This is a genomic window from Mesorhizobium koreense (assembly GCF_031656215.1).
Lineage (GTDB): Bacteria > Pseudomonadota > Alphaproteobacteria > Rhizobiales > Rhizobiaceae > Mesorhizobium_L > Mesorhizobium_L koreense.
Window position 1 is genome coordinate 924,234 of record NZ_CP134228.1, and the last position, 20,113, is coordinate 944,346.

Sequence of the window (20,113 nt, forward strand, 5' to 3'; positions counted from 1 at the left end):
GAGAGCTGCAAACTCAACGCAATAGATCCGCAGGCCTACGTGACCAGCACGCTCACCGCCATCGTCAATGGCCATAAACAGGGCCAGATCGATCGGCTGCTTCTTGGAATTATCCCGCCCAGGTGTGAGCGCCACACCGCTTGCGGTAAAGCAACTTAGCCCGCCCATGTGAGGGTCCCCCGAATAATTGAGAGTTCCTAACCAAATTAACTGGAAGGCGCCCCAGGCGCCAAGCTGAACAAGCGCGCTTCCCCTCCTACACAGCAAAAAGGCGCCCCGATCTTATCCCAGATCGGAGCGTCTTCGGGCGGCGGGGTAGTAGGCTTACGAGGGTATGCCCACACCCTCAGCATCGGCCGCGTCGGCTCAGCGAGACCTTAACCGGATCGTTCGACTTTTAGTGATCGGTCGAGCGGCTGTGGAAAACCGCATCAATCCGCGGCGATCAGTTCTCGGACTGCCTCCAGGGCCTTCAGGTCGTCGTTACAGGACCCCGCACGGCTCGGAAAACAACTCCCGCTGGCGTCGGAAGAAGGTGAGCCACTTCGGCAAATCAGCGATCGGGAACGTACCTGACCAGACGTCCTTGGTGAGAGTGAAGGTGCCGGCGGCCGAATCGTATATTGCTTTCGTTGCCATCGGATCGGTCTAACGCAGGCTCTCCGGCTACCAAGCCGCCCGACCGGCATCATCGACGTTACGTTCATGCTTCTATGTCCGTCTCGGCTCCTTTTGATCATCGTGTTGTGCTAGCTTTCGCCGCACTTCATCTAGGGCGACGCTGAGCAGCGTGTCGATTTCCTCCAGTTCAGCACGATCCTCCTTGCCGGCGATGTAGCGCCGCAACTCTTCAAGCACTTGAGCGATATGCCTCATGATGGCCCTCTTTACGCCGTAACCGGCGCGAAAGACCTTCGTTCCGTGCGTGATACATTTGTTGAATGGAGATGTTACGGCTGCTCGGCAGCATCGAAGAGGAGGGATGGATGCAGCTTCATCAACGCGGCGTCGATTTGCTTCTCAATGTCATGGACGCCGCAGAACATGTCGAAAAGCTCAGCCATGACGAAATGCATCGGATTCTGGAAGAAGTCGCGGAGGTGCTTGGCGAACTTCTAAAGAGGGATATACTGTCAAAGGCAGAGGAACGGGCGGCGTCGATGGCTAAGAAGCCGCGATCCGACCGAGAGAAAGCAGCACGCGCCCTGTGTCGGTTCCGCCATCTCCCCGAGTTCCGTGGCAAGTCCATGTGGATGGACTTCCTGCCCGAGGCCGACGTGGTGCTGGAGGCGATAGGGTGGAACGGATGACGAGCCGGAGGGGCATGCGTAGAGGCGACGGCGCGACAATGGCGCGCGATATCGTACTCGCGGATCTGGCTGCCCAGCGTCCGCACCATCAACGCAGGCCCAAATGTGATTGGACGTGCCGGAACAATAGCGGCCCCCATGGATTTCCGGCGCACTATGCCAAGACGCCCAACACGCTTCGAGATCCTGATCCCGCAACTCACTAAAGAGGCTGAGGCTGACGACGCGGCAGAACCTCCCTCGCAGGGCTATCAGGTGACCGGCAGATTCCATCCGGACAGTTGGCCGATGTCGTCCGTCTCAGTTTCGGTTGAGCAAATCGCCTTTAAGCGCAAATAAGTCCGCCCGACGCCGCGATATTTCGCCGTTGCCCGATTGACGCCGGGCGCCGTCGCGGTTGGGTGCGCGACAATGATATATTAGAGCCTTCGCAATTATGCGACATACGTCCTTTGCGGTAGGCGCGCCAACCACATAGAAACCCCCCCCGCATTGCTATCAGGATGGCCCGCCACGAATGACCAAGCCGTCGATCGCGGCGGCCGGAATTCTCGCCTGAGAAATGAATCTCCCGCCTACGTTCCGACGGCAATGGCCGCCACAGGTGGAGGAGATGCGGCTGAGGCGCGGGGATCTGCCAGGCGAATCCAAAGCCAGTCGCGAACAACGTGCAGCAGCAATAATCCAGCGCAAAATGATCCCGGACCGGACGGTCAAGGAAGCTTCTGAAACGGAAAACCCCACTGGCCGAAGCCAGCGGGGCAGTTACAGGCAGGCGGGCGCCTAGGCAGCAGCTTTCATGTTTGCCGATTTTTCGGCGAGCTTGGTGAGGTCCTCGTCGGTCTGGGCTTCTTCCTTCAAGGTCGCATCGAGCAACTTGACGGCGTCCTTCATCCCCAAGGTCTCGGCCCAGCGTTTGAGGGTACCGTAGCGCGTGATCTCATAATGCTCGACCGCCTGGGCGGACGAGATCAGTCCCGCGTCGAGCGCCGGCATATCCTTGAACTCCTCCATGATCTCTTCGCCCTCGGCGATGATCCCTTCGATCGCCTCGCACGTCTTGCCCTGAGCTCGCTTGCCCATCGCCTCGAATACCTGCTGCAAGCGCTCCACGTGACCTTCCGTCTGGTCGCGGTGCTTTTCGAACGCGGCCTTCAGATCCTGCGATTCCGCTGCTCTGGCCATCTTGGGCAGCGCCTTCAGGATCTTCTTCTCCGCGTAGTAGATGTCCTTGAGCGTGTCGTGGAACAGATCTTCGAGCTTCTTCTCCTTCGGCATTTTGGCGTTCCTTCTGGCTTGGGCACCGCCCCGGCGCCCATCTCCAATAAGTGGAGAGCGCTTTTGTTCCGCGGATCAGCGCAGTTAGAGGAACGATTCCGCTGTCCCGGGCATTTAGCGGGAAAATGTCGGAGAATTTCCTTGGAAAAGCTGTTCGGAAAAGCTGCTAACGCGGTAGCGCACGCGGCCGGTCATTCAATAACTTTCTGTAGCGGCTATCGAAAGAGAGGAGCAAAGGAAGCTGTCGCCACGCAATCCAAGGAAAGCCACGAAGCAAACGAAATCGCGAAAGCCCGACCGACGGGCCGCCGGGGCATGACAAAGGGGGCACTCCATAGACTGAAGGGGTTCGGCTACCTCACTTCATCGGACACCTAGCAATGAAATTTCGGCCATTGTTTCCGCAATGAAAAAGCCCCGCGCTCAGAGGCGCGGGGCTTCCTGTAACCGATCTGCGTCTATTGAAGAACCTGCACGATCTTGCGCGTGTCCGGATCGACAATGACTGTTTGCCCGTTCACAACCATGTAGTCATATTGCCGGGGCAAGCTCGGGACCTCCAAATGATGGATCTCGACAGTATCCGGAACAACGGTACCGACCTGCACGTCAAAGTCGTGGGGAGGGGTGACCGGCTCGAGGTGCTGTTTGACGATGTACTGTTGCACCTCCGGTGCCTGTTCCTTTGTTATGATCAGCGAATCTGCCGAGGCAACTGCCGACCCGAAGAGAATGGCCATGCCTGCGGTGGCACACGCTATTCTAGCTTTCATAGTAAAATCTCCTTTGGATTTTTTGCTCCTAGCCTCCTCAATGAGGCGAGAATCCCATCTGGCGCATCTGCTTTAGGTTAAGATATAGACGATCTCGTACGAGTTCGGATCGACGATAATGATCCGGCCATCAGCGAGAACGAAATACTCGTAGCTCTCGTATTCCGGGACGATCTTCACGATCTTCGGTGGCAGCCGGTGAAGATGCACGCTGTGCGGAATGGAAGTACCCACATCCACGTCGAACGTCACGTGCTCGACCGGCTGGACATCCTCCGTCTTGATCACCTGACGGATCTCGGTCTTCTGCTCGGTGGTGACATTTACGTTGACGCCGCCATTCTTCTGCACGGAACCCGTCTTCTCATTGCTGGTGCCCGTGCTTTCCGCCTGGCCGCTCTTCGTCGTCTCGTTATTCTTCATGGTCCGATCGCTGTCTGAGGCGGCCCGGCTGTTCTTCCTGGTTTCGGATTTCATCTGCGCACGGGAACCCTCGCCCTTTTTCATCGAGCCGGATTCTTCAACCTTCATCTGGCCTTTCTGATCCGATTTGGCGCCGGCACTCGTCTCCGCATTCTGCTCTCCGTTCTTCTTCCGGGTTTTGCTCTCAGCCTTCATCTGGCTGTCCGCTTTGCCTTTGGTCCGCGTGCTGCCTTCCGCCTTTGTCTGGCTGTCGGCCTCGCCTTTCACGCGGGTACCACCCTCGGCCTTCATGCCACCACCAGTCTTGCTTTCCGACTTCATCCCTGAGCCGGCTGCACCCTTGGTTTGGTGCTGCGTCTCGATTTTCGACTTGTTCTCGGGTATGATGTTGCCTTGGGCATCCTGAGCCCAGACAGCGCCTGATGCGAAGCCCAGGCTGACCATTATGGCGAGGCTGCTTACGGTCATTTTGCGGGCGATGTTCATATCAATCTCCGTTTGCTGACTTGCCAGCCCTGCTCAAAGTGCCAACATGGGAGCGTTGCTGCGGTTCCCTCGAGGTACGGGATTGGGACCAATGATGGCGCTGGTCGGACCAAAGTCCGTGTCTCAAACGCAAAAAGCCCCCGACCGGAAGCCAGAACGTTCGGGGAGAAATGCTGTCGGGACAGCGGTCATCAGTGGGAATGTTTCGAGCCCATCGAATGCCGCTAGTTTTATGACGAGCGCGGACGGCGTGGAACGGCCGGCCTGGTCCTCTTGTAGTTCGTCCGTATGTGAGCCCCCATGCTCCGCGCTTGGCCTATGTAGGCTCAACAATGCGATCGTAGCTTCAGCCCTACTCGCACTGCTGCCGAGGGCCGCCACCATAGGGCTGGTAGGTGTTGTCCTCTGGCCGATACGATTGATACCGGTCGAAACAGGATTGGATATGTTCCGTATCTGCCGCTGCGCTGGGCATCTCAGTCGAATGAGCGGCGGAGATCAAATTCGGAGGCTCTTCTGCAAAGGCGTTGACGTTATCCGGTTCTTCAGGGCTCAAACCGCCTTCAGAATAAGGCGAGACGCACTCACGTCGTACCCCGCTGTATGTGTTATAGCTGTTATCGGCCGGGTCATAGGACCGATACCGGTCTGAGCACCATTCGACATGAACAGCGTTCATTGCGGGCTCGGGCTTCGGCGGCGTGGTAATCGCAGCTGTCATAGTGGCGTCGGCCGATCCGGGGTTATTGGTCGGCTCAGGATCTCGCGAGGGTTGCGCATTTTGGCCCGGCTGTTCCGGGATAGGGCGCGCAGGAAGACGGTCCAGATCTTGGGTGGCAGGAATTACTCGCACTGCTTTGCTCGTCCAGAGCGCGCCCATGTCGCTGTCGATGTGATGCGCTGGCGCGGGTGCGGCTGTGATGAAGACGATCGCCGTTAAAGCGCCGCCGCCAAAGATGAAAAGAGTTAGACAGAAACCACAAAAAGCAGCGATGAAGTTTCTCATGCCGACCTCCGCTGCTCGCCCTTAGCGTTAAGAATGCGAAGCTGGGCGAAACTGTTCCCAACGCGGGGAAATATGACAGCCACAACCGGCCAAGTCCCATGGCACGGACAAATCGCTGGTGCACATTTCTTCATCGGGAAATCGGAGATTTTGTTCCCGCCTCGGTGCTCGCTATCGCACCGGCTAGCCGACCCGCCTCGGCCGCTGTGAAACTGATCCGATAACGATATTGAGACCTGCCATCTCTTATTCCATTTGCATCGACCGTCAGAGCGATTCCGCCATCGGGGTTAACCTGCAGGTCATCTGTCTTCAGCGGTCCTTCATAGATGGTATCCGTCATCCCCGGCCGCCGCGCTGGTCCAACTTCGATTTGCATGGTGCCCTCCGTTCGGTTCGCGCGACGCAGAAACGGGCGGCGTTACCTGCGTGACGATCGACGTTTTATGAACAACCAATAACGGATGAAGTTCCGGTCAACTGATGGCTGGGTCTAATGCCCGTCGGCGATCGGTCGAAAGTCCTACGCTTCGAACGTAAAAAGCCCCGCCACCTTTCGGCAGCGAGGCGGAAATCGGATATTGATCGTGCCGTTACGATGGGCACGATCAGAGGGATGGTCAATTCATCCGATGGAAGTAGATCATGACGACCCAGCGTTGAGCTGTCGACCTCGACCATCGTCGCCCAAAGCTTGACGTCGTTGAAATTGGGCGGAGCATGGATTGCCGCCCACCCACGGTGAACGCTTGGCGCTGCATTCCCTCTCCTGGGTTACCCCTGTTCTTTTGCGATCGTGGGGAATGACGGCTTGGAAGATAATTTGGGCGGGGTTACCCAAGGCGTACAAGAGCGGACGCCGCGGCGAGTATCCATCAGCCGAAATGCAAAGCGCCGTTCGCATTTCCGTCGAGCACGTCGCCGCAATCGAGCAGGCAGCACACTTCGGTTTACGGCATCCGGTCAAACCACCTCGGGATCAATGTTCCTTCGTCGCGGTGCCGACCACCCATGCCTGATGCCCAGAATGCGGCTGCAGCGCTGATAGCCAGCGATGCAGCGGTAACGAAAGCTGCCAGCACGGCGAAGTGTTTCGCGCGTTTTGCCTTCTGCTTAGCTTCTTCTGCTACTTGTTGTGCGTTGGTTATCATTGCGTCGACGCGGGTCTTGGCTTCATCCGCTGAAACACCGGTGCGCGCCGAAATAACTTGAGCCAGATATGCCCGGTCAGCCTCGGGAATGTCGCCCCGCGCTATCCCACGCGCCACTATCGCCGTCGCCTCATCGCGTGCATCGGCGCTATTGGTCGCTTCGGGACGGCTCGACCGGAAGGCGGTGTCGACCGCGCGGGACCAGGGACTGGCGCCTTGGGCAGCCTCCGCCATCTTCTCGACGGCAACCTGGGCCGCTCCGCTGGTGGCCTTCACTGCAGTTGTTGCGACACCGGTCGCGCTCAGCGCTAGGAAGAGCGCTCCGATAAGGACACCCAAGCCCCACATTACGAGCCCATGCATGCCATCACGTACGTCGGATTCATGCTCGCTCGCGTCATAGGCTCGGCGACGCATCCGCCCTGTGACGTATCCGCCAGCCATGAAGCTCGAAACCTGCACCCACACGAGCCAGAGGCCTAGAGCAATCGCCAACCCCACAGCCGAGATGCCGGAGTTGTCGAACGGCGATGTTAGCGACAATCCGATGGCGGAGCCAAAGGTGATGAGCACAAGCGAGATTGCCGAAGCCACCACGGCGCCGGCGATCACGGCCGGCCAGTCCAGATAGCTTCGTGCGTCCGCAGTGGCGTCCTGACTGGCAACGATTGCAGTCTCTTCTTCAATGATGGTCATGGTTAAGCCTCCGCAGCGGGAGCTCAGCGAAGCCCGAGGAAAGAAAGGATGAACATGATGATTACGATCAACCCGACGAGATAGATAATGCCGTTCATGATGATTATCCCTGATGCAGATTGATCGCTCAGGAACGCCCATCGCCGCGCTTTGTTCCCCAAACACCACGCCGACAGGAGCGGCGCTTTACGCAATAGGGTGTAAAGCCTCGCCGGCGCGGGGAACCGGTCGGCATTCGGGGAGCCATAGGATAGGGAACACGCCCAGCCCGCGGAGAGCGTCGGACGGCCCACAGCTAAATGTGTCAAACTTTAATGCGGCAACCTCTCCTTCGGGCTATGGTCGCTCATGAGCAGCCACCGAAAGACTGGTGCGAATGGCGTGGGCGCAGCGAGCGACGGCGACCACACGTTCACGTGTGCCGAGACGCCTTACACGATTGAAGAATTTGCCGAGAAATACGGACTGTCTCGCAAGGCTGCCGACGTGGTCCTCTTGGCGAACGGACCGTCTAGGCAAAAATCCGATGCCGGCGCTCGCGCATTCCTGGCGGCCGTCGCTGCATTTCGCCGCCGGTAATCTCCCGCTCTTTGCACCCGAGCCAATCTTCTCGCTGGCCTATAAGAAGGAACCCCTAGGATATAACGACCGTTGGGCACTTATGACGTACGCGGCGCCCACACATCCTCCTGAAGTGCTCGCATTCATCCGGATGCTCCAAAAGAGAGATACGCTCTCGGACGACGAGATCGCCCTGATCAAGTCCATGCCGGTGAGAAGGAAGACCTTTCCCGGCGGCACCGACGTGGTTGCAGAGCACTCGCGGCCATCGGAAAGCTGCATGGTGCTGAAGGGCATTGCGGCAAGAGGCCAGTATTTGCGCAAGGGCGACCGGCAAATCACAGCGTTTCACGTTCCCGGAGACTTTGTCGATCTGCATGCCTATTTGCTGAAGGTCATGGACCACAGCGTGGTCGCAATGGATGCTTGTGAGGTCGGCTTCGTGCCGCACGACGAAATTCGCCGCGTGACCGAGCAAAGCCCTCATCTGGGCCGATTGTTCTGGCTGTCCACCGTCATTGACGCCGCCATCCAGCGCACATGGATCACATGCTTGGGGCGCCGCTCAGCGACCCAGTACATGGCCCACCTGTTTTGCGAACTGTATCTGCGGCTGGAGGCGGCGGGTATCGCGACGGGCTTTCGGTTCGATTTTCCCCTGACCCAGGCACAGCTTGCGGACGCGCTGGGTCTGTCCGTCGTTCACGTGAACAAGAAGCTGCAGGAGCTTCGCGCATCAGGGCTGGCAGAATGGAAAAGCGGAACGGTCGCTATTCATGATTTTAGAGGTCTGGCCCAGTTGGCGGAATTCGATCCGACCTATCTCAGTTTGCGCGTGGAACCGCGTTGACTTCATTATCTCGGGCATCCTCCAGCCATTCGGAATTTAGATCCAGCCTGGCCCGGAAAACCACGCGGCCTTGCTCGCTGCGGACCTCGACGCGGAAGCAATGGTTGGGACCGTCTGGAAGAACTTCCCGGGCCATGTCCGGCAACGCGTCCAACGCGTTAGTCTGAACCTGTGATTTAGAACTGCATTCAATGCCTTGTTCGTCCCGGGAAAGCTCGCCTTGGTCATAGGTATCGAAGAAATAGAGCGGCATCGAATTTTCCCTGAGGTTGTTTTGCATCCTAATGTCGGAAGAGGGCCTTTGTTCCCCGGCGTCGCGACTGCGGAAGGCAGCTTCCCGGAATTGCCCGAAATGCGTCATTCTTTATTTCGGCCTCGTAGCGAGGGGAGTATTTTGATTGATCGCTGGCCATCTGACATGGGCGCCAGCGGCAGTCAGCGAACATTGCGCATTCGCCCTGACCTCCTTGAAGGGAGGCAGTCATGCACGTGCCGCAAAACCAAAACGTATGGGGAGGATTCGAGCCACCACAGGTCGAGGAAATGCGGGCAGAACTGAGATGAGACGCGGCGACCTACCCGGCGAATCCAAAGCCAGTCGTTAACGACGAGCGACGGTAATCATCCAGCGAGGAATGATGCCGCATATCGGCTGTCGAGCTAAACCATCGGAAACGCGTGAAGCTCGCTCGTGCCGCGCCTCAGCGCCAGAGGAACGCGCAAGGGAACCGTCAGTCGAGATTGACTATGAGCAAAAGAATGAGGCTGTGTGGCGATAGCCTCTCTGCTTCGATCCCTCATTGATCTCGCGGGCTGGATTCGCGTGGATCGCGATATGAACTCCGTCAAACGGAGTAGGGAACGAACCTTTCAGGTCGCCGTTCGGTCCCCATCGAATGGAAGGAGGACTAACCGATGGCAGACCCCGATCTTCATGAATCCCACGACCTGATAGCGAGCGACAAGGTTGTTGGGACCAACGTCTATGACATGGGTGGAGAGCACATAGGCTCGATCGAGCGCATCATTCTCGAAAAGCGCGGCGGCCGGGTATCTTATGCCGTGATGAGCTTCGGCGGCTTTCTTGGAATGGGGCATGATCACTACCCGCTCCCTTGGGAAATGCTGGACTACAGCGAAGACCTTGACGGATTTCAGGTCGACATCACCAAGGAGCAGGTGGAGGGGGCACCGAAGTACGCGGAAGGCGAGGATTACGACTGGAGCCCGGAAGGTGGGCGGCGCGTCTACGATTATTATGGCGTCAGCCCATACTGGTGATCATCGATGGAACTACGCTTCGGTCGGTCGTCGGCGATGACGTAACAAATTGAGGAGCCTAAGGAAATCATCCGCGATGACCTCATATCGCGGGCCGCCACTCTCCACGCGGGCTCGCAAAAGGCGGGAACAGACCGGTGTCCACGTCGCTAGGACGCCGGTCTTTTGTAAGCTTCCGTGTATGTCCGGGCGCATCATTTACTGAACATCCGTGCGGAACGATTCGCTCCGTTCTCCGTTCGGTCTCCTGTTCACCAGGAGACGACAATGGCTGCCGCACCGCGCGCCGTCTGGAAAGGCTATCTGAAGCTCGGCGCCGTGAGTTGCGGCGTAAAGCTCGTCGGCGCCACGAGCGAAGCCGGCAAGATCCATTTCCGCATCCTGAACCGCAAGGACAAGCTCCCGGTGAAGAGCGCCTATGTCGACGAGGGTAGCGGAGACACTGTCGAAGCCGAGGACCAGGTCAAGGGCTACGAGACCGACCGCGGCGAATTCCTCCTCCTCGAGCCGGACGAGATCAAGGCGCTCAAGCTGCAAACCGAACACACGCTCGATGTCGACGGCTTCGTCGACAAGGCTTCGGTCGATCCGATCTATTTCGAGAAGCCCTACTATCTCGTCCCGGCCGATGCGCCGTCGAACGAAGCCTTCGCAGTGGTCCGAGAGGCGCTGGCCAAGAAGAAGGTCGCGGCGCTCGCCTGCATCGTGCTTTACCAGCGCACGCACCACGTCCTGATCGAGCCGGAGGGGGAGGGCATGCTGATGACGACGTTGCGCAACCACAACGAAGTCGTCGCCGCGTCATCGGCCTTCGACGGGCTGAAGAAGGTGAAGGTCGACAAGGAAATGTCCGAGATCGCCACCATGATCATGGACAAGATGCAGACGACGTTCGACCCGTCGAAGTTCGAGGACCGTTACGAGGATGCCTTGGCAGCGATGATCGAGGCGAAGAAAAAGGGCAAGAAGCTTCCGAAAGCCGCTCCGAGGCCGAAGGAGAACGTCGTCAACCTAATGGACGTGCTGAAGAAGAGCCTGGCCAAGGAGGGTGCGGCGATGCCGAAGAAGGGCAATAAGTCGGCAGCTTGAAACAGGAGCACGCTATGCCAGACGTGAAGACGAAACGCGACTATCGTGACCGCGACCGGGGGTCTGCCGACGATGACCACGAAGTCCGCCATTTTGCCGAGCAGAATGACGTCGACCCGGATCAGGTGCCGGACCTTATCAGGAAGGTCGGCAACAAGCGCGAGGATCTGGTCGAAGCGGCGAAAGAGCTTCGGGAACGATCATGACCAAGCTATCCGATCTAAGCGATCCAAGGATCGAAGCCCCGCCATTCCCGCTTGCCGTGGGTGAGGAGCGTTTCTTCGAATGCCGGTTCTGCGGTCAAATGGTTGACGGAGAGGAGCTAAAGGAAATCCTCTGGCATGCGATGCCAGACCACGAGCCGCTGGAGATGGATGGGTGAGGCTCAGCCGGCCGCGCGGTGAAGCTCATCCAGCGCCACTCCGATCAACTGCACCTTGCCCCGCTCTCCCGCGCGGTAATATAGCATCATCCTTTGAGCGACCGCATGCATCAATTAAATCGTCGACGTTCATGAAACCCCTCGTCGCCGCGTCGTAGATATCCTGTAGAAAATCCAGATCATCGGACATCAGAACCCCGTCCTGTACCATCGTCCGGAATGGCATGAACTTGTCCTGCCTCTACTCACCGGCCCGCCAATAGGTATTAAGCCATGGGTCTTCCGGGTCGGCAAGATTGAATTTCCAGCCATTGATTCCGCGATGAAAAAGATCGGATGATTGGGGCTCCGGCGCCGCCAAGCGAGGGAATAGCGTGCAGGCGGTCTTACAGGCAGGCTCCAACGGTTCAACCAGTCAGGAGGTCTGCCATGGAACTGTTCGTCGGTCTTGATGTTTCCCTTCGCACTACCAGCGTCTGCGTGACGGACGCGAATGGTGAACTGATCGGCGAGAGCAAGTTCGAGACCGAGCCGGATGCGATTGGCGCTATGCTTCATACGATCGGGGGCCCTACAAGCGCGTCGGCCTTGAAGCCGGTCCGCTCACAAGGCCATGGTGCAACTGGCCGAGAGCGACGGCGTATGCAAGCTCCTCATGACGGCGCCGGGGTGTCGGCCCGGTTGTCGCCCTGAGTTTCCAAGCAGGTGTCGACTAGCCGGCGCGGTTCCGCCGATCACGCTCAGTACAAGCCCATTTCGGATTGACGCCGTCACGCTACCAATCCGGCGAGATTGATCGGGATAGCGGAGTCTCGAAGTGTGGCGATGCCGGCATCCAATGGGTATTGGTAGAGGCCGCAGGGATCCTGCTGCGACTTACAAAGAGAAGTTCGCCGCTGAAGGCGTGGGACCTCTCCATCGCTCACCGGCGAGGTATGATGAAGGCTACCTCGTGGCGGTGGCGCGACGCCTAGCGATCATCCTGCATCGGATGTGGGTCGATAACACGCCATATCGCGGGAGGCCGATGTCGTCTAGGAAATCGGATAAAGGGCTCCACGCTGCGGCGCTGATAGAGGTCCCGGCAGGGACAAGTGGGTGGGCAATCTCGAGGTGGGCTGGACGTCAGCTTAGGCTGCCAGTTCGAAAAAAGATTTGAGATGCCTCTCCATCCGACCCGATCATGAAGCGGCTTCGCGCCGACTTCCCAGACCCTTGGCGGGACTCACCATCTTCCTCTGCGCCGATGCCGATACGCATACCATTAAAGCCACACCCTGCGCGCCAACCTTCGCGTAGAGTTCCACTCCGCTTGACAAACCCCACCCCAAAAGAGAAGCCTCGCCGACCGAGGAGGACGGGCGGGGCTCTCGTTCGCTCTCAACTGCAACGGGCGGGTTAACTGCGCCAAGCGACGACGGGATACAAACAACCGCCTGTCGCTGAAGTTCCAACGAATCTGATGCCCCGGACCAATGCGCTTCGGCGGTCGGACCAAGGTCCCACACGCAACAACGAAATAGCCCCGCCGGCGAGGGCAACCGGCAGGGCAGTTCGGAGAGGAAATTCAGCCACGGGCAACATCTACCAAACATTCAAATGGGCGCTTTGTTCCCAAATAAAAACTCGCCGGGTTCGAGACCGGCGGGATGGGGCCTTGGAGTATGCTGTCAGGGAAAATAGCAATGATCTAACTTCGCGCCACGAGGATCGCTCCGGGTTCAAAAGAGAAACCCGCCGACCAGAGCCGGCGGGAATGAAGATGCGTCACCTGGACGGTGATGACTATTCCAGAACTTGCACGATCTTGCGGGTGTCCGGGTCGACGATTACCGTTTGCCCGTTTACGACCATGTAATCGTATTGCTTGGGCAGACTCGGAACATCCAATTGATGGATCTCCACAGTATCCGGAACAACGGTACCGACCTGCACGTCGAAGCCCTCCGGAGGCGTTATGGGCTCGACGTGCTGCTTGACGATGTATTGATGCACTTCCGGTGCCTGCTCCTTCGTTATGATCACCGAATCTGCCGAGGCCACCGAAGTCGCGATAATTAGAGCAATACATGCTGCACCCGTTGAGAGACTGCTTGCGATCGACGTACGGATTGCGTTCCTCATTTGTAATCTCCGTGAATTATCCGTCCGCCCTGGCAGACCGGTAATTGGCCTGGGAACCTTTGGTTCCGGGAGCCTTCTCGCATCCCAGAAGAAAGAGCTATTTCAGGACGCTTTCCAGGTGGAAGCTTGTGACCCCGACAGCGACATTGACGCCGGTCTGGCCCTGTACGCTTATGGGCTGTAAAGTGAATGTGCGGTCGGAGCCGCCAACCAGAACGTTGGCACCCGCGCCGACGACGGCGCTAGCCTCGGCGCTGGCGCCGGCATAGTCGCCGGCAAGTGCGCCGGGTCCATAACCGCTCTTGGTCGGAGCGAGCACCAGCCATTGCATCACGGCTTTGCCGGTGACGCCGACATCGAGCCCGAATTTGGTGACACGGCCGACATAATCTTCCTTCGGAATGTTCGGGTCCGAAGGCGTATAGGTGCAGTCCAGTTTTTTCGACGAGCCGACGATCATCCCGACACCACCATGAATGATGCACTCGAGCCGCCCCACTTCCTGGGCTTGATCCGAAGCCGCCAAGGCCGGGGTAGCGGATAGCAGTGAAACGACAGCGGCGGTCATTACGAACGTCTTCATGGAAATCTCCTTTGTCTTGCCGCACAGGAACTCGGTGAGCGCTCCTGGCGGGTTGCAATCATGTCGCCCGCGAGCCCGCCGGGGGACTTAGCCGGCGGGCTGCGTTCACCGATCACACGGCTCATGCGAGGATGTAGACGATCTCGTACGAGTCCGGATCGACGATAACGATGCGGCCGTCGGCGAGAACGAAATACTCATAGCCGTCATAGGCCGGGACAAGCTTTACGATCTTCGGCGGCAGCCGGTGCAGATGCACACTGTGCGGGATTGAGGTGCCTACATCGACATTGAACGTCACGTGCTCGACGTGCTCGACGTTCTCCGTCTTGATCACCTGCTTGATCTCGGTCCTCTGTTCGCCACTGATGTTCACATCGACGCCGCCGTTCTTCTGCACCGAGCCGGTCTTTTCGTTGCTCGTGCCGGAACGCTCGTTCTGACCGGTCGTCGTGCTCTCGCTGTTCGTCCTGCCGCCAGACGTGGCGCTGCCGCTCTTGCCCGTTTCGGATTTCATCTGCGCTCGAGAGCCCTCCCCCTTCTTCATCGAGCCGGACTCTTCCGTCTTCATGTGAGTCTTCTGATCTGATTTGATTCCAGTACCCGTCTGGGCATTCTGGCCTTCACCCTTCATCGGGGTGCCGCCCTCGGCCTTGGTTCGATTACCGGTTTCACTCTTCATCTGAGCGTTGCCCTCGGCCTTCGTCTGGCTGCTCGTTTCGCCTTTCATCCTCTGGCTATGGAACAGACCCTTCATGCGGGTGCCACCTTCGGCCTTCATACCGCCGATGGTCTTGCCCTCTGATTTCGTCTCTGAGCCAGTCGCCCGCTTGCTCTGGTGCTGCGCTTCGATCTTCGAATTGTTGTCGAGCTTGGTGTTGCCTTGGGCGTCCTGCGCCCAGACTGCGCCCGATGCGAGGCCAAGACCGACCATCATGGCGAGGCTGCTTACGGCCATTTTGCTAGTGATATTCATTTCATTCTCCGTCTGCTGTCCCGCCAGCCCTAGTCAGTGGGCCAACATCGGAGCGCTGCCGCCGTTCCCTTGAAATGCGTAACTGGGACCAATGATCGCCGGTAATCGGACAAAAGTCCCATGTCCCTCGTTCACGGCGACCGAGCCGCTCACTTGGATTATATTCCTATATTCGCAAATAAATCGGAGGGGAGCGGAGTCCGGTCTTCAGGTTAAGGCGAAGCGACATTCAACCGCTGGCGCACACCCCGCCGCCGACAGCGGCGATCATCAGATGAAAATCACGCAGGCGCGGCAGGATGCGAGGCGCGGACAAAGTCGCGGACCGCCGGCAGCATCACGTCCCACGCCGGCTCGCGCGGCAGGGTGACGTGGTTGGCGCTTTCGAGCATGACGAACCGGGCGCCGCGAATGCCGGCCGCAAGTTTCCGGCCCTGGTCCAGCGGATGGACGCTGTCGTTACGCGCGTGAAGCACGAGCGTCGGCACAGCCACGTTTGCAAGAAGGTGGCGAACGTCAAAGCGGTCGACGGCTTCGCGAATGCGTAGCGCGTTTTCGGCCGTTGTCGTCATTCGCTGCAGCTCCGCAAGCGCGTCGATCTCCTCTTTCGTCCCGTCGGGAATGAACATTGCTGAAAACATCTTGAGAAACGCGCTCTCCGGCTTGCCCCAGCCATAGCGCACGAGCGTCACCAGGGCCTCCCCCTCGGAGCGTTCGCTGGCCGACGACCTGACCAGCCGCCCGGCTTGATAGCCGCCCTGGAGGATGAGATGGCTGACGCGCTCAGGAAAGCGGCAGGCATAGGCGATGGCGACCGCCGCGCCCTGCGAAGTGCCGTAGAGAGCGAAACGCTTGAGCGCCGCGGCGTCCACGACCGCCGCCAGATCATCGACGAAGCACTCGAGCGAATATTCCGGCGGATCCCAGTCAGACAGGCCGTTGCCGCGCTGGTCATAGCGGACGACGTGGAAATCCCGGCTGAGCTGGTCGAGAAGCGGCCGCCAGATCGGACTGTGCCAGTCATATTCCAGATGTGTGAGCCAATGCCCGGCCCTCACCAGCGGATAGCCGGAGCCTGTCTCCGCATAGGCGATGCGCGTGCCGTCGGCGGAGCGAGTGAAGCGGACCTGCTGCTCGACAGTAGCGGTTACCGCCGAGCCGCTGTTCCTCTCCGCGCCGATTTCATCTACCGCGCAGACGAAGCGGAAGCCCCGGCGCGGAACGGTCCTGATATAGCGCTGGCTTGCGCCGTTGTCGCCGATCGCCGTTCGGGCCGCGCTTATCCGTGCGCTGATGGCGGCGTCCGAGACGATGCGTCCTCCCCAGATCTCCGCGATCAGCTCGTCATGAGAAATCACCCGGCCGGCCTCTCTCGCAAGAAGGCACAGGAGGTCGAACACCTGAGGCTCCACGGGGCGTGGCTGCCCGTCGACGAGAAGTTCGCGGCTTTGCGGCCGAAGCTCGCAGGAGCCGAACCGATACGCCTTCACCGACCGATCCTCTCTACGAGAATAACGAGAAGGACAAGAAATAAGCCAAGTTTTAGCAAGGTTCTCCTCAAGCGTCACGCCTTCGGCATCTGCATGATCACGGCATCATCTTTGTCACGAAGAGGGAGCCAAGCGATGAGACCGGACGCTTCTGAAATTCGCCGCCGGCACGACGGATCGATCGATACGGATAGCTATGTCCGCCGCGCCGTTGAGATGCGCAATGCCCACATTGGTCTTGTGCTTTCGACTATCCGCCTGATCTTTGTCCGATGGTACGAGTGCATGGCCGAGCGCCGGGAGATCGCCAGGATGTCCGCGCGCGACATCCGCGATCTCGCGATCCCCTCGGACATAGTGGTGGACGAGTGCCGCCGATGGCCATGGCAGTCCATGAGCGATGGGTGGGACGCGCTTGCCGCCACGCGCAGCGTTCTTGTTGCCGCTGCATCCCGCAAGCGGCGATAGGGGTGAAAGAAGGGCTTCCATCTTGAGGCTGACCTCTACGGAGGTCGCTTTCCAGTTCTTGAGAAGACGGTGCGGATTGACTGCGGCCGGCTGCAACCAAGGGCTCGTCGTCCGGCATGGCGCTGTAGAGGAGCGCCAGGCTCGATTGATTGTGATGCCAGAGCGATCGACGTATCCTGTGACGCCCGCTTTCGAGAAGCCGATAAGATTGGTTTTCCGACTGACACTGCGCCGCTGAGGGCAATGTGCTTGTGGCTGCGCGATGGTGACGGACTATGTCCGCATCGCGCAGGTGAGAGGGCACTAGATCTTCGTGCCGCTGGCGCATCCGCCGCACCTATGCGCGAGTGGATTTCGGCGAAGCGGTCAGACCCCGGCGCCAATAGGAAATTGTTGCTGCGGTTGGTGCGCGACTGGATTACTGTCTAATGATGGTCGACAAAACAGATTTTGGACTTAGACGATCGATGAGCGCGGAGGCCCGACTTGCTGCCATCGTGGATTCATCTTTCGACGCCATCGTTGGGAAGGACATCAATAGTATCATCACCGATTGGAATCCAGCCGCCGAACGTATGTTCGGGTACACGGCGGATGAGGCCATTGGCCGTTCTATTCTCATGCTCATCCCCGAAAGTTTGCATGATGAAGAGATCGAGATCATCAGCAAGATAAAGAACGGCGAACGGGTGGAAAGTTTCGACACTACACGTCGTCGAAAAGACGGCTCGCTGATCTTCGTGTCGCTGACGATTTCTCCGATTAAAGATGAGAACGGAACCATCGTTGGCGCTTCGAAGATTGCCCGCGACATCACTGCAAAGAGGGAGAACGAACGGCGCATCCGGTATCTTCTGCGGGAGGTCAACCACCGCGTCAAAAATCAGTTCGCGGTCATCCTTTCAATGATACGGGAGACGGCGAACAGGACCCGGAGCACCGAGGAATTCATGCGGCATATCCGGGAGCGGATCACCGCATTGTCGCGATCACATGATCTCCTAGTGTCGTCGGAATGGTCTGGAGCGAGCCTGTTCGAACTGGTTCAGGAACACCTGAAACCGTTTGGACACGAGGAGCGGATCGCGCTGAGTGGACCTTTGGTGACATTGCAACCCAACGCCGTCCAATACCTCGGGATGGCCGTTCATGAGTTGGGAACCAACGCCGCGAAATACGGTGCGCTGTCAAATTCTGCGGGACACATCGACGTGCGATGGAGCATCGGCGGAGAGGAAATCCACATTGAGTGGAAAGAACTGTCGGGAGAACGTGGCGGGACTGATGTCGATCCGACGCGACGCGGCTTCGGAAATGTTGTTTTACAGCGAATAGCACCTCAATCGGTGGGAGGCAGAGCCACCCTTGATCGGGCCCCAGGCGGGGTCACGTGGTCACTGAAAGCCCCAACGCGCTACGTGGTGGCACAGCATCTCGATGCGCAGGACGAGCCACCTGCTTATTCCATATAAATGATGCCAGTTTCCTACCGAAGGTCATCGGATTTTACATCGAGTTTCGGGATCATTCGCTCAAGATCGCGGCGTTGGGACGGCTTGCGATTATCGTACGCGCCGCCGAATTGGCCATACTGATACGCTAACTGGCGGCGGTCCAGGACCGGCACGAGGCCCAGCAACATCGCTGTCTCGGTTATGAGCTTAATCAATCGCTCGTTAGAGAGCGAACATGACGGCGTTGCTGTTCGGATGTCTTTGACACTCGAATTAATCGACACGACAGAAGACCGGCGCAGGCCCTTCATCTTCCCGAGTATGAACGAATGCAAGTCGACGTTAGCTGCGCCGTTCGGATTTGCAAAACTACCCATCTTGGGATTGTTGCTGCCCTGTTTGTTCTGAACCTGAACTCTCGGACGGGCATGGGGGTTGAGGGTTCCCGAAAACCTTTTTCGAAGATTAACGATCGGTTATCGGATCCGTAAGCGAGTGGTTGCGCGGCCTCAGAGGGGCTCACGAGTTCATGTTGATCGCACAGGAACGACAGTCACATCCGCAAGACGGTACACGCCTGGGTCCGACACCAAGCCAACGGAAGTGGCCTGGTGCTCGACTTCCATAGCTGGCCTCCGGGTATATCGAACCGGAATTGGTGGCAGATGTTCCCAAGGAACAACGCGCCCCGCCGGCGGACCGGCAGGGCCTCTCGCACTTGAGATGAAGAGCTTAGTCGCACACACGTGTCTTCTGGATGACGACCTTGTGGTGGCGGTAGGTCTTCACAGTCTTGGTGCGGCAATCCTCGTTCCGGGCTTCGTGCCTGCCCCAGCCCTTGTGCTTTCCGATGTACCGGCCCCGGTGCAATCCGTTGTCATGATCGCGATGGTTATAACGATAATGGCCGTCATCGGTGCGGATAGTGACGCTTGCCGATTGGGCCTGCGAAGCAACGGAAGCAATAGGGATAGTAGCTACGGCCACAGCAGCGGCGATCAGAACAGATTTCAGGGTATCTCTCCTTGCGTTGGAAGTGCATATCAACGTCAAGAACTGTTCACCGTTCCCAGACACAGTTCACGGGTGCTTCCGAATCGAAATAAAGCCGCGAGTCTTTAAGGATCGCCAAAGGAGGCGATCGCTGGTTGATGCGAGCGGAACCCTTCCTTGATGCTGGCGTTGAGCTTCGTGGCGGGCATTGAGCAAGGAGAAGCAAATGAAAAAGGTTCTGATCGCACTTGGAGTGGCCACGCTGTTGTCTGTTCCGGCCATGGCGCAGACCGCAACATCGACAGAGACAAAGACCGACGCTCCAGCGACCACTACCGATACGTTTGTGACGGCCCAGCCCACGGACATACTCAGCAGCAACCTGATCGGCTTGGATATTACCAATGCCCAGAAGGAAGAAATAGGAGAGATCAAGGATCTGGTCGTCTCCAATGGGCAGCTAGCCGGCTACGTCATCTCGGTGGGCGGCTTCCTTGGAGTGGGAGAGCGATACGTCGTGGTCGCGCCCTCAGCCGTCCAGATTAATTATAATGAGAACGATAAGAAATGGACGGCGACCATGAACGCCACGAAAGATGTGCTTGAGGGCGCGCCTGAGTTCAAGTACGAAGGGCGGTGGGCGAAGTAGCCTCATCTTTGGCCGGCGAAGGAAGAACCCGCCGGCCTCCCCTTTCTCCGCCCACGCAGATATAGGACGTAGAGGACGTACTTCAGAATT

25 protein-coding genes are annotated in these 20,113 nt (G+C 58.4%); 12 read left to right on the plus strand and 13 right to left on the minus strand.

Annotated elements, in window-relative coordinates; translation table 11 throughout:
- The first annotated feature begins 39 nt into the window (after positions 1 to 39).
- Entirely contained in the window at positions 40 to 159 is a 120-nt protein-coding gene (locus tag RBH77_RS04370; protein ID WP_311032427.1) for a hypothetical protein, read from the plus strand.
- Between the two features lie 552 nt (positions 160 to 711).
- Here RBH77_RS04370 and RBH77_RS04375 read toward each other — a convergent pair.
- On the minus strand, positions 712 to 876 hold the full coding sequence (locus RBH77_RS04375) for a hypothetical protein (RefSeq protein ID WP_311030925.1): 165 nt from the start codon (positions 874 to 876) through the stop codon (positions 712 to 714).
- A gap of 110 nt (positions 877 to 986) precedes the next feature.
- Between RBH77_RS04375 and RBH77_RS04380 the strand changes: the two genes are divergently transcribed.
- A complete protein-coding gene (locus RBH77_RS04380) occupies positions 987 to 1,310 on the plus strand; it encodes a hypothetical protein (protein WP_311030926.1) in 324 nt (107 codons plus the stop codon).
- A 783-nt stretch (positions 1,311 to 2,093) separates the two neighbouring features.
- Here RBH77_RS04380 and RBH77_RS04385 read toward each other — a convergent pair.
- From RBH77_RS04385 to RBH77_RS04410, 6 genes are all read right to left on the minus strand, one after another.
- Positions 2,094 to 2,588: a YciE/YciF ferroxidase family protein gene (locus RBH77_RS04385; protein ID WP_311030927.1), complete on the minus strand. Its 495-nt coding sequence runs from the start codon at positions 2,586 to 2,588 to the stop codon at positions 2,094 to 2,096.
- Positions 2,589 to 3,046: 458 nt separating this feature from the next.
- Positions 3,047 to 3,361 carry a DUF1236 domain-containing protein gene (locus RBH77_RS04390; protein WP_311030928.1) on the minus strand — a complete coding sequence of 105 codons (315 nt, stop codon included), beginning with the start codon at positions 3,359 to 3,361 and terminating at the stop codon, positions 3,047 to 3,049.
- Between the two features lie 72 nt (positions 3,362 to 3,433).
- Positions 3,434 to 4,270: a DUF1236 domain-containing protein gene (locus tag RBH77_RS04395; RefSeq protein ID WP_311030929.1), complete on the minus strand. Its 837-nt coding sequence runs from the start codon at positions 4,268 to 4,270 to the stop codon at positions 3,434 to 3,436.
- Positions 4,271 to 4,622: 352 nt separating this feature from the next.
- Positions 4,623 to 5,276, minus strand: coding sequence for a BA14K family protein (locus RBH77_RS04400; RefSeq protein ID WP_311030930.1), 654 nt, complete (start codon positions 5,274 to 5,276; stop codon positions 4,623 to 4,625).
- 130 nt (positions 5,277 to 5,406) lie between these two features.
- Positions 5,407 to 5,655, minus strand: a complete 249-nt coding sequence (locus RBH77_RS04405) for a hypothetical protein (RefSeq protein ID WP_311030931.1) — start codon at positions 5,653 to 5,655, stop codon at positions 5,407 to 5,409.
- A 571-nt stretch (positions 5,656 to 6,226) separates the two neighbouring features.
- Positions 6,227 to 7,123: a hypothetical protein gene (locus RBH77_RS04410; RefSeq protein ID WP_311030932.1), complete on the minus strand. Its 897-nt coding sequence runs from the start codon at positions 7,121 to 7,123 to the stop codon at positions 6,227 to 6,229.
- A gap of 526 nt (positions 7,124 to 7,649) precedes the next feature.
- Here RBH77_RS04410 and RBH77_RS04415 point away from each other — a divergent pair.
- Complete coding sequence (locus tag RBH77_RS04415; RefSeq protein WP_311030933.1) at positions 7,650 to 8,534, plus strand: Crp/Fnr family transcriptional regulator; 885 nt, start codon at positions 7,650 to 7,652, stop codon at positions 8,532 to 8,534.
- On the opposite strand, the gene RBH77_RS04420 is transcribed toward RBH77_RS04415, so the two are convergent.
- On the minus strand, positions 8,509 to 8,787 hold the full coding sequence (locus RBH77_RS04420; protein WP_311030934.1) for a DUF6894 family protein: 279 nt from the start codon (positions 8,785 to 8,787) through the stop codon (positions 8,509 to 8,511). The two genes, RBH77_RS04415 and RBH77_RS04420, sit on opposite strands and share 26 nt — an antisense overlap.
- Positions 8,788 to 9,449: 662 nt before the next feature.
- Between RBH77_RS04420 and RBH77_RS04425 the strand changes: the two genes are divergently transcribed.
- From RBH77_RS04425 to RBH77_RS04450, 6 genes are all read left to right on the plus strand, one after another.
- The gene (locus RBH77_RS04425) at positions 9,450 to 9,815 is read left to right on the plus strand and encodes a PRC-barrel domain-containing protein (RefSeq protein ID WP_311030935.1); all 366 of its coding nucleotides are present in this window, start codon (positions 9,450 to 9,452) and stop codon (positions 9,813 to 9,815) included.
- A gap of 267 nt (positions 9,816 to 10,082) precedes the next feature.
- Positions 10,083 to 10,904, plus strand: a complete 822-nt coding sequence (gene ku / locus RBH77_RS04430) for a non-homologous end joining protein Ku (RefSeq protein WP_311030936.1) — start codon at positions 10,083 to 10,085, stop codon at positions 10,902 to 10,904.
- A gap of 14 nt (positions 10,905 to 10,918) precedes the next feature.
- Complete coding sequence (locus RBH77_RS04435) at positions 10,919 to 11,110, plus strand: DUF3606 domain-containing protein (RefSeq protein ID WP_311030937.1); 192 nt, start codon at positions 10,919 to 10,921, stop codon at positions 11,108 to 11,110.
- The gene (locus tag RBH77_RS04440; RefSeq protein WP_311030938.1) at positions 11,107 to 11,286 is read left to right on the plus strand and encodes a hypothetical protein; all 180 of its coding nucleotides are present in this window, start codon (positions 11,107 to 11,109) and stop codon (positions 11,284 to 11,286) included. Before RBH77_RS04435 ends, RBH77_RS04440 begins: the two co-directional genes overlap by 4 nt.
- A 429-nt stretch (positions 11,287 to 11,715) precedes the next feature.
- Positions 11,716 to 11,979 carry a hypothetical protein gene (locus RBH77_RS04445; RefSeq protein WP_311030939.1) on the plus strand — a complete coding sequence of 88 codons (264 nt, stop codon included), beginning with the start codon at positions 11,716 to 11,718 and terminating at the stop codon, positions 11,977 to 11,979.
- Positions 11,980 to 12,047: 68 nt separating this feature from the next.
- Positions 12,048 to 12,260 (plus strand): transposase, encoded by a 213-nt coding sequence (locus RBH77_RS04450; RefSeq protein WP_311030940.1) that lies wholly within the window; start codon positions 12,048 to 12,050, stop codon positions 12,258 to 12,260.
- 811 nt (positions 12,261 to 13,071) lie between these two features.
- Here RBH77_RS04450 and RBH77_RS04455 read toward each other — a convergent pair.
- The 4 genes from RBH77_RS04455 to RBH77_RS04470 all read right to left on the minus strand — a co-directional run bounded on the left by RBH77_RS04455 (position 13,072) and on the right by RBH77_RS04470 (position 16,459).
- Positions 13,072 to 13,410 carry a DUF1236 domain-containing protein gene (locus RBH77_RS04455; protein WP_311030941.1) on the minus strand — a complete coding sequence of 113 codons (339 nt, stop codon included), beginning with the start codon at positions 13,408 to 13,410 and terminating at the stop codon, positions 13,072 to 13,074.
- Between the two features lie 97 nt (positions 13,411 to 13,507).
- Positions 13,508 to 13,993, minus strand: a complete 486-nt coding sequence (locus RBH77_RS04460; RefSeq protein WP_311030942.1) for a DUF992 domain-containing protein — start codon at positions 13,991 to 13,993, stop codon at positions 13,508 to 13,510.
- 121 nt (positions 13,994 to 14,114) lie between these two features.
- Positions 14,115 to 14,969 carry a DUF1236 domain-containing protein gene (locus RBH77_RS04465; RefSeq protein WP_311030943.1) on the minus strand — a complete coding sequence of 285 codons (855 nt, stop codon included), beginning with the start codon at positions 14,967 to 14,969 and terminating at the stop codon, positions 14,115 to 14,117.
- Positions 14,970 to 15,250: 281 nt separating this feature from the next.
- A complete protein-coding gene (locus tag RBH77_RS04470; protein ID WP_311030944.1) occupies positions 15,251 to 16,459 on the minus strand; it encodes an alpha/beta hydrolase in 1,209 nt (402 codons plus the stop codon).
- A 135-nt stretch (positions 16,460 to 16,594) separates the two neighbouring features.
- Here RBH77_RS04470 and RBH77_RS04475 point away from each other — a divergent pair, with 135 nt between their 5' ends.
- Positions 16,595 to 16,927: a hypothetical protein gene (locus RBH77_RS04475; protein ID WP_311030945.1), complete on the plus strand. Its 333-nt coding sequence runs from the start codon at positions 16,595 to 16,597 to the stop codon at positions 16,925 to 16,927.
- A 428-nt stretch (positions 16,928 to 17,355) separates the two neighbouring features.
- A complete protein-coding gene (locus tag RBH77_RS04480) occupies positions 17,356 to 18,399 on the plus strand; it encodes a PAS domain S-box protein (protein ID WP_311030946.1) in 1,044 nt (347 codons plus the stop codon).
- A 14-nt stretch (positions 18,400 to 18,413) separates the two neighbouring features.
- Here RBH77_RS04480 and RBH77_RS04485 read toward each other — a convergent pair whose 3' ends face one another.
- A complete protein-coding gene (locus RBH77_RS04485) occupies positions 18,414 to 18,758 on the minus strand; it encodes a hypothetical protein (RefSeq protein ID WP_311030947.1) in 345 nt (114 codons plus the stop codon).
- Positions 18,759 to 19,600: 842 nt separating this feature from the next.
- On the opposite strand from RBH77_RS04485, the gene RBH77_RS04490 reads away from it, so the two are divergent.
- Positions 19,601 to 20,023: a PRC-barrel domain-containing protein gene (locus RBH77_RS04490; RefSeq protein ID WP_311030948.1), complete on the plus strand. Its 423-nt coding sequence runs from the start codon at positions 19,601 to 19,603 to the stop codon at positions 20,021 to 20,023.
- Positions 20,024 to 20,113 lie beyond the last annotated feature (90 nt).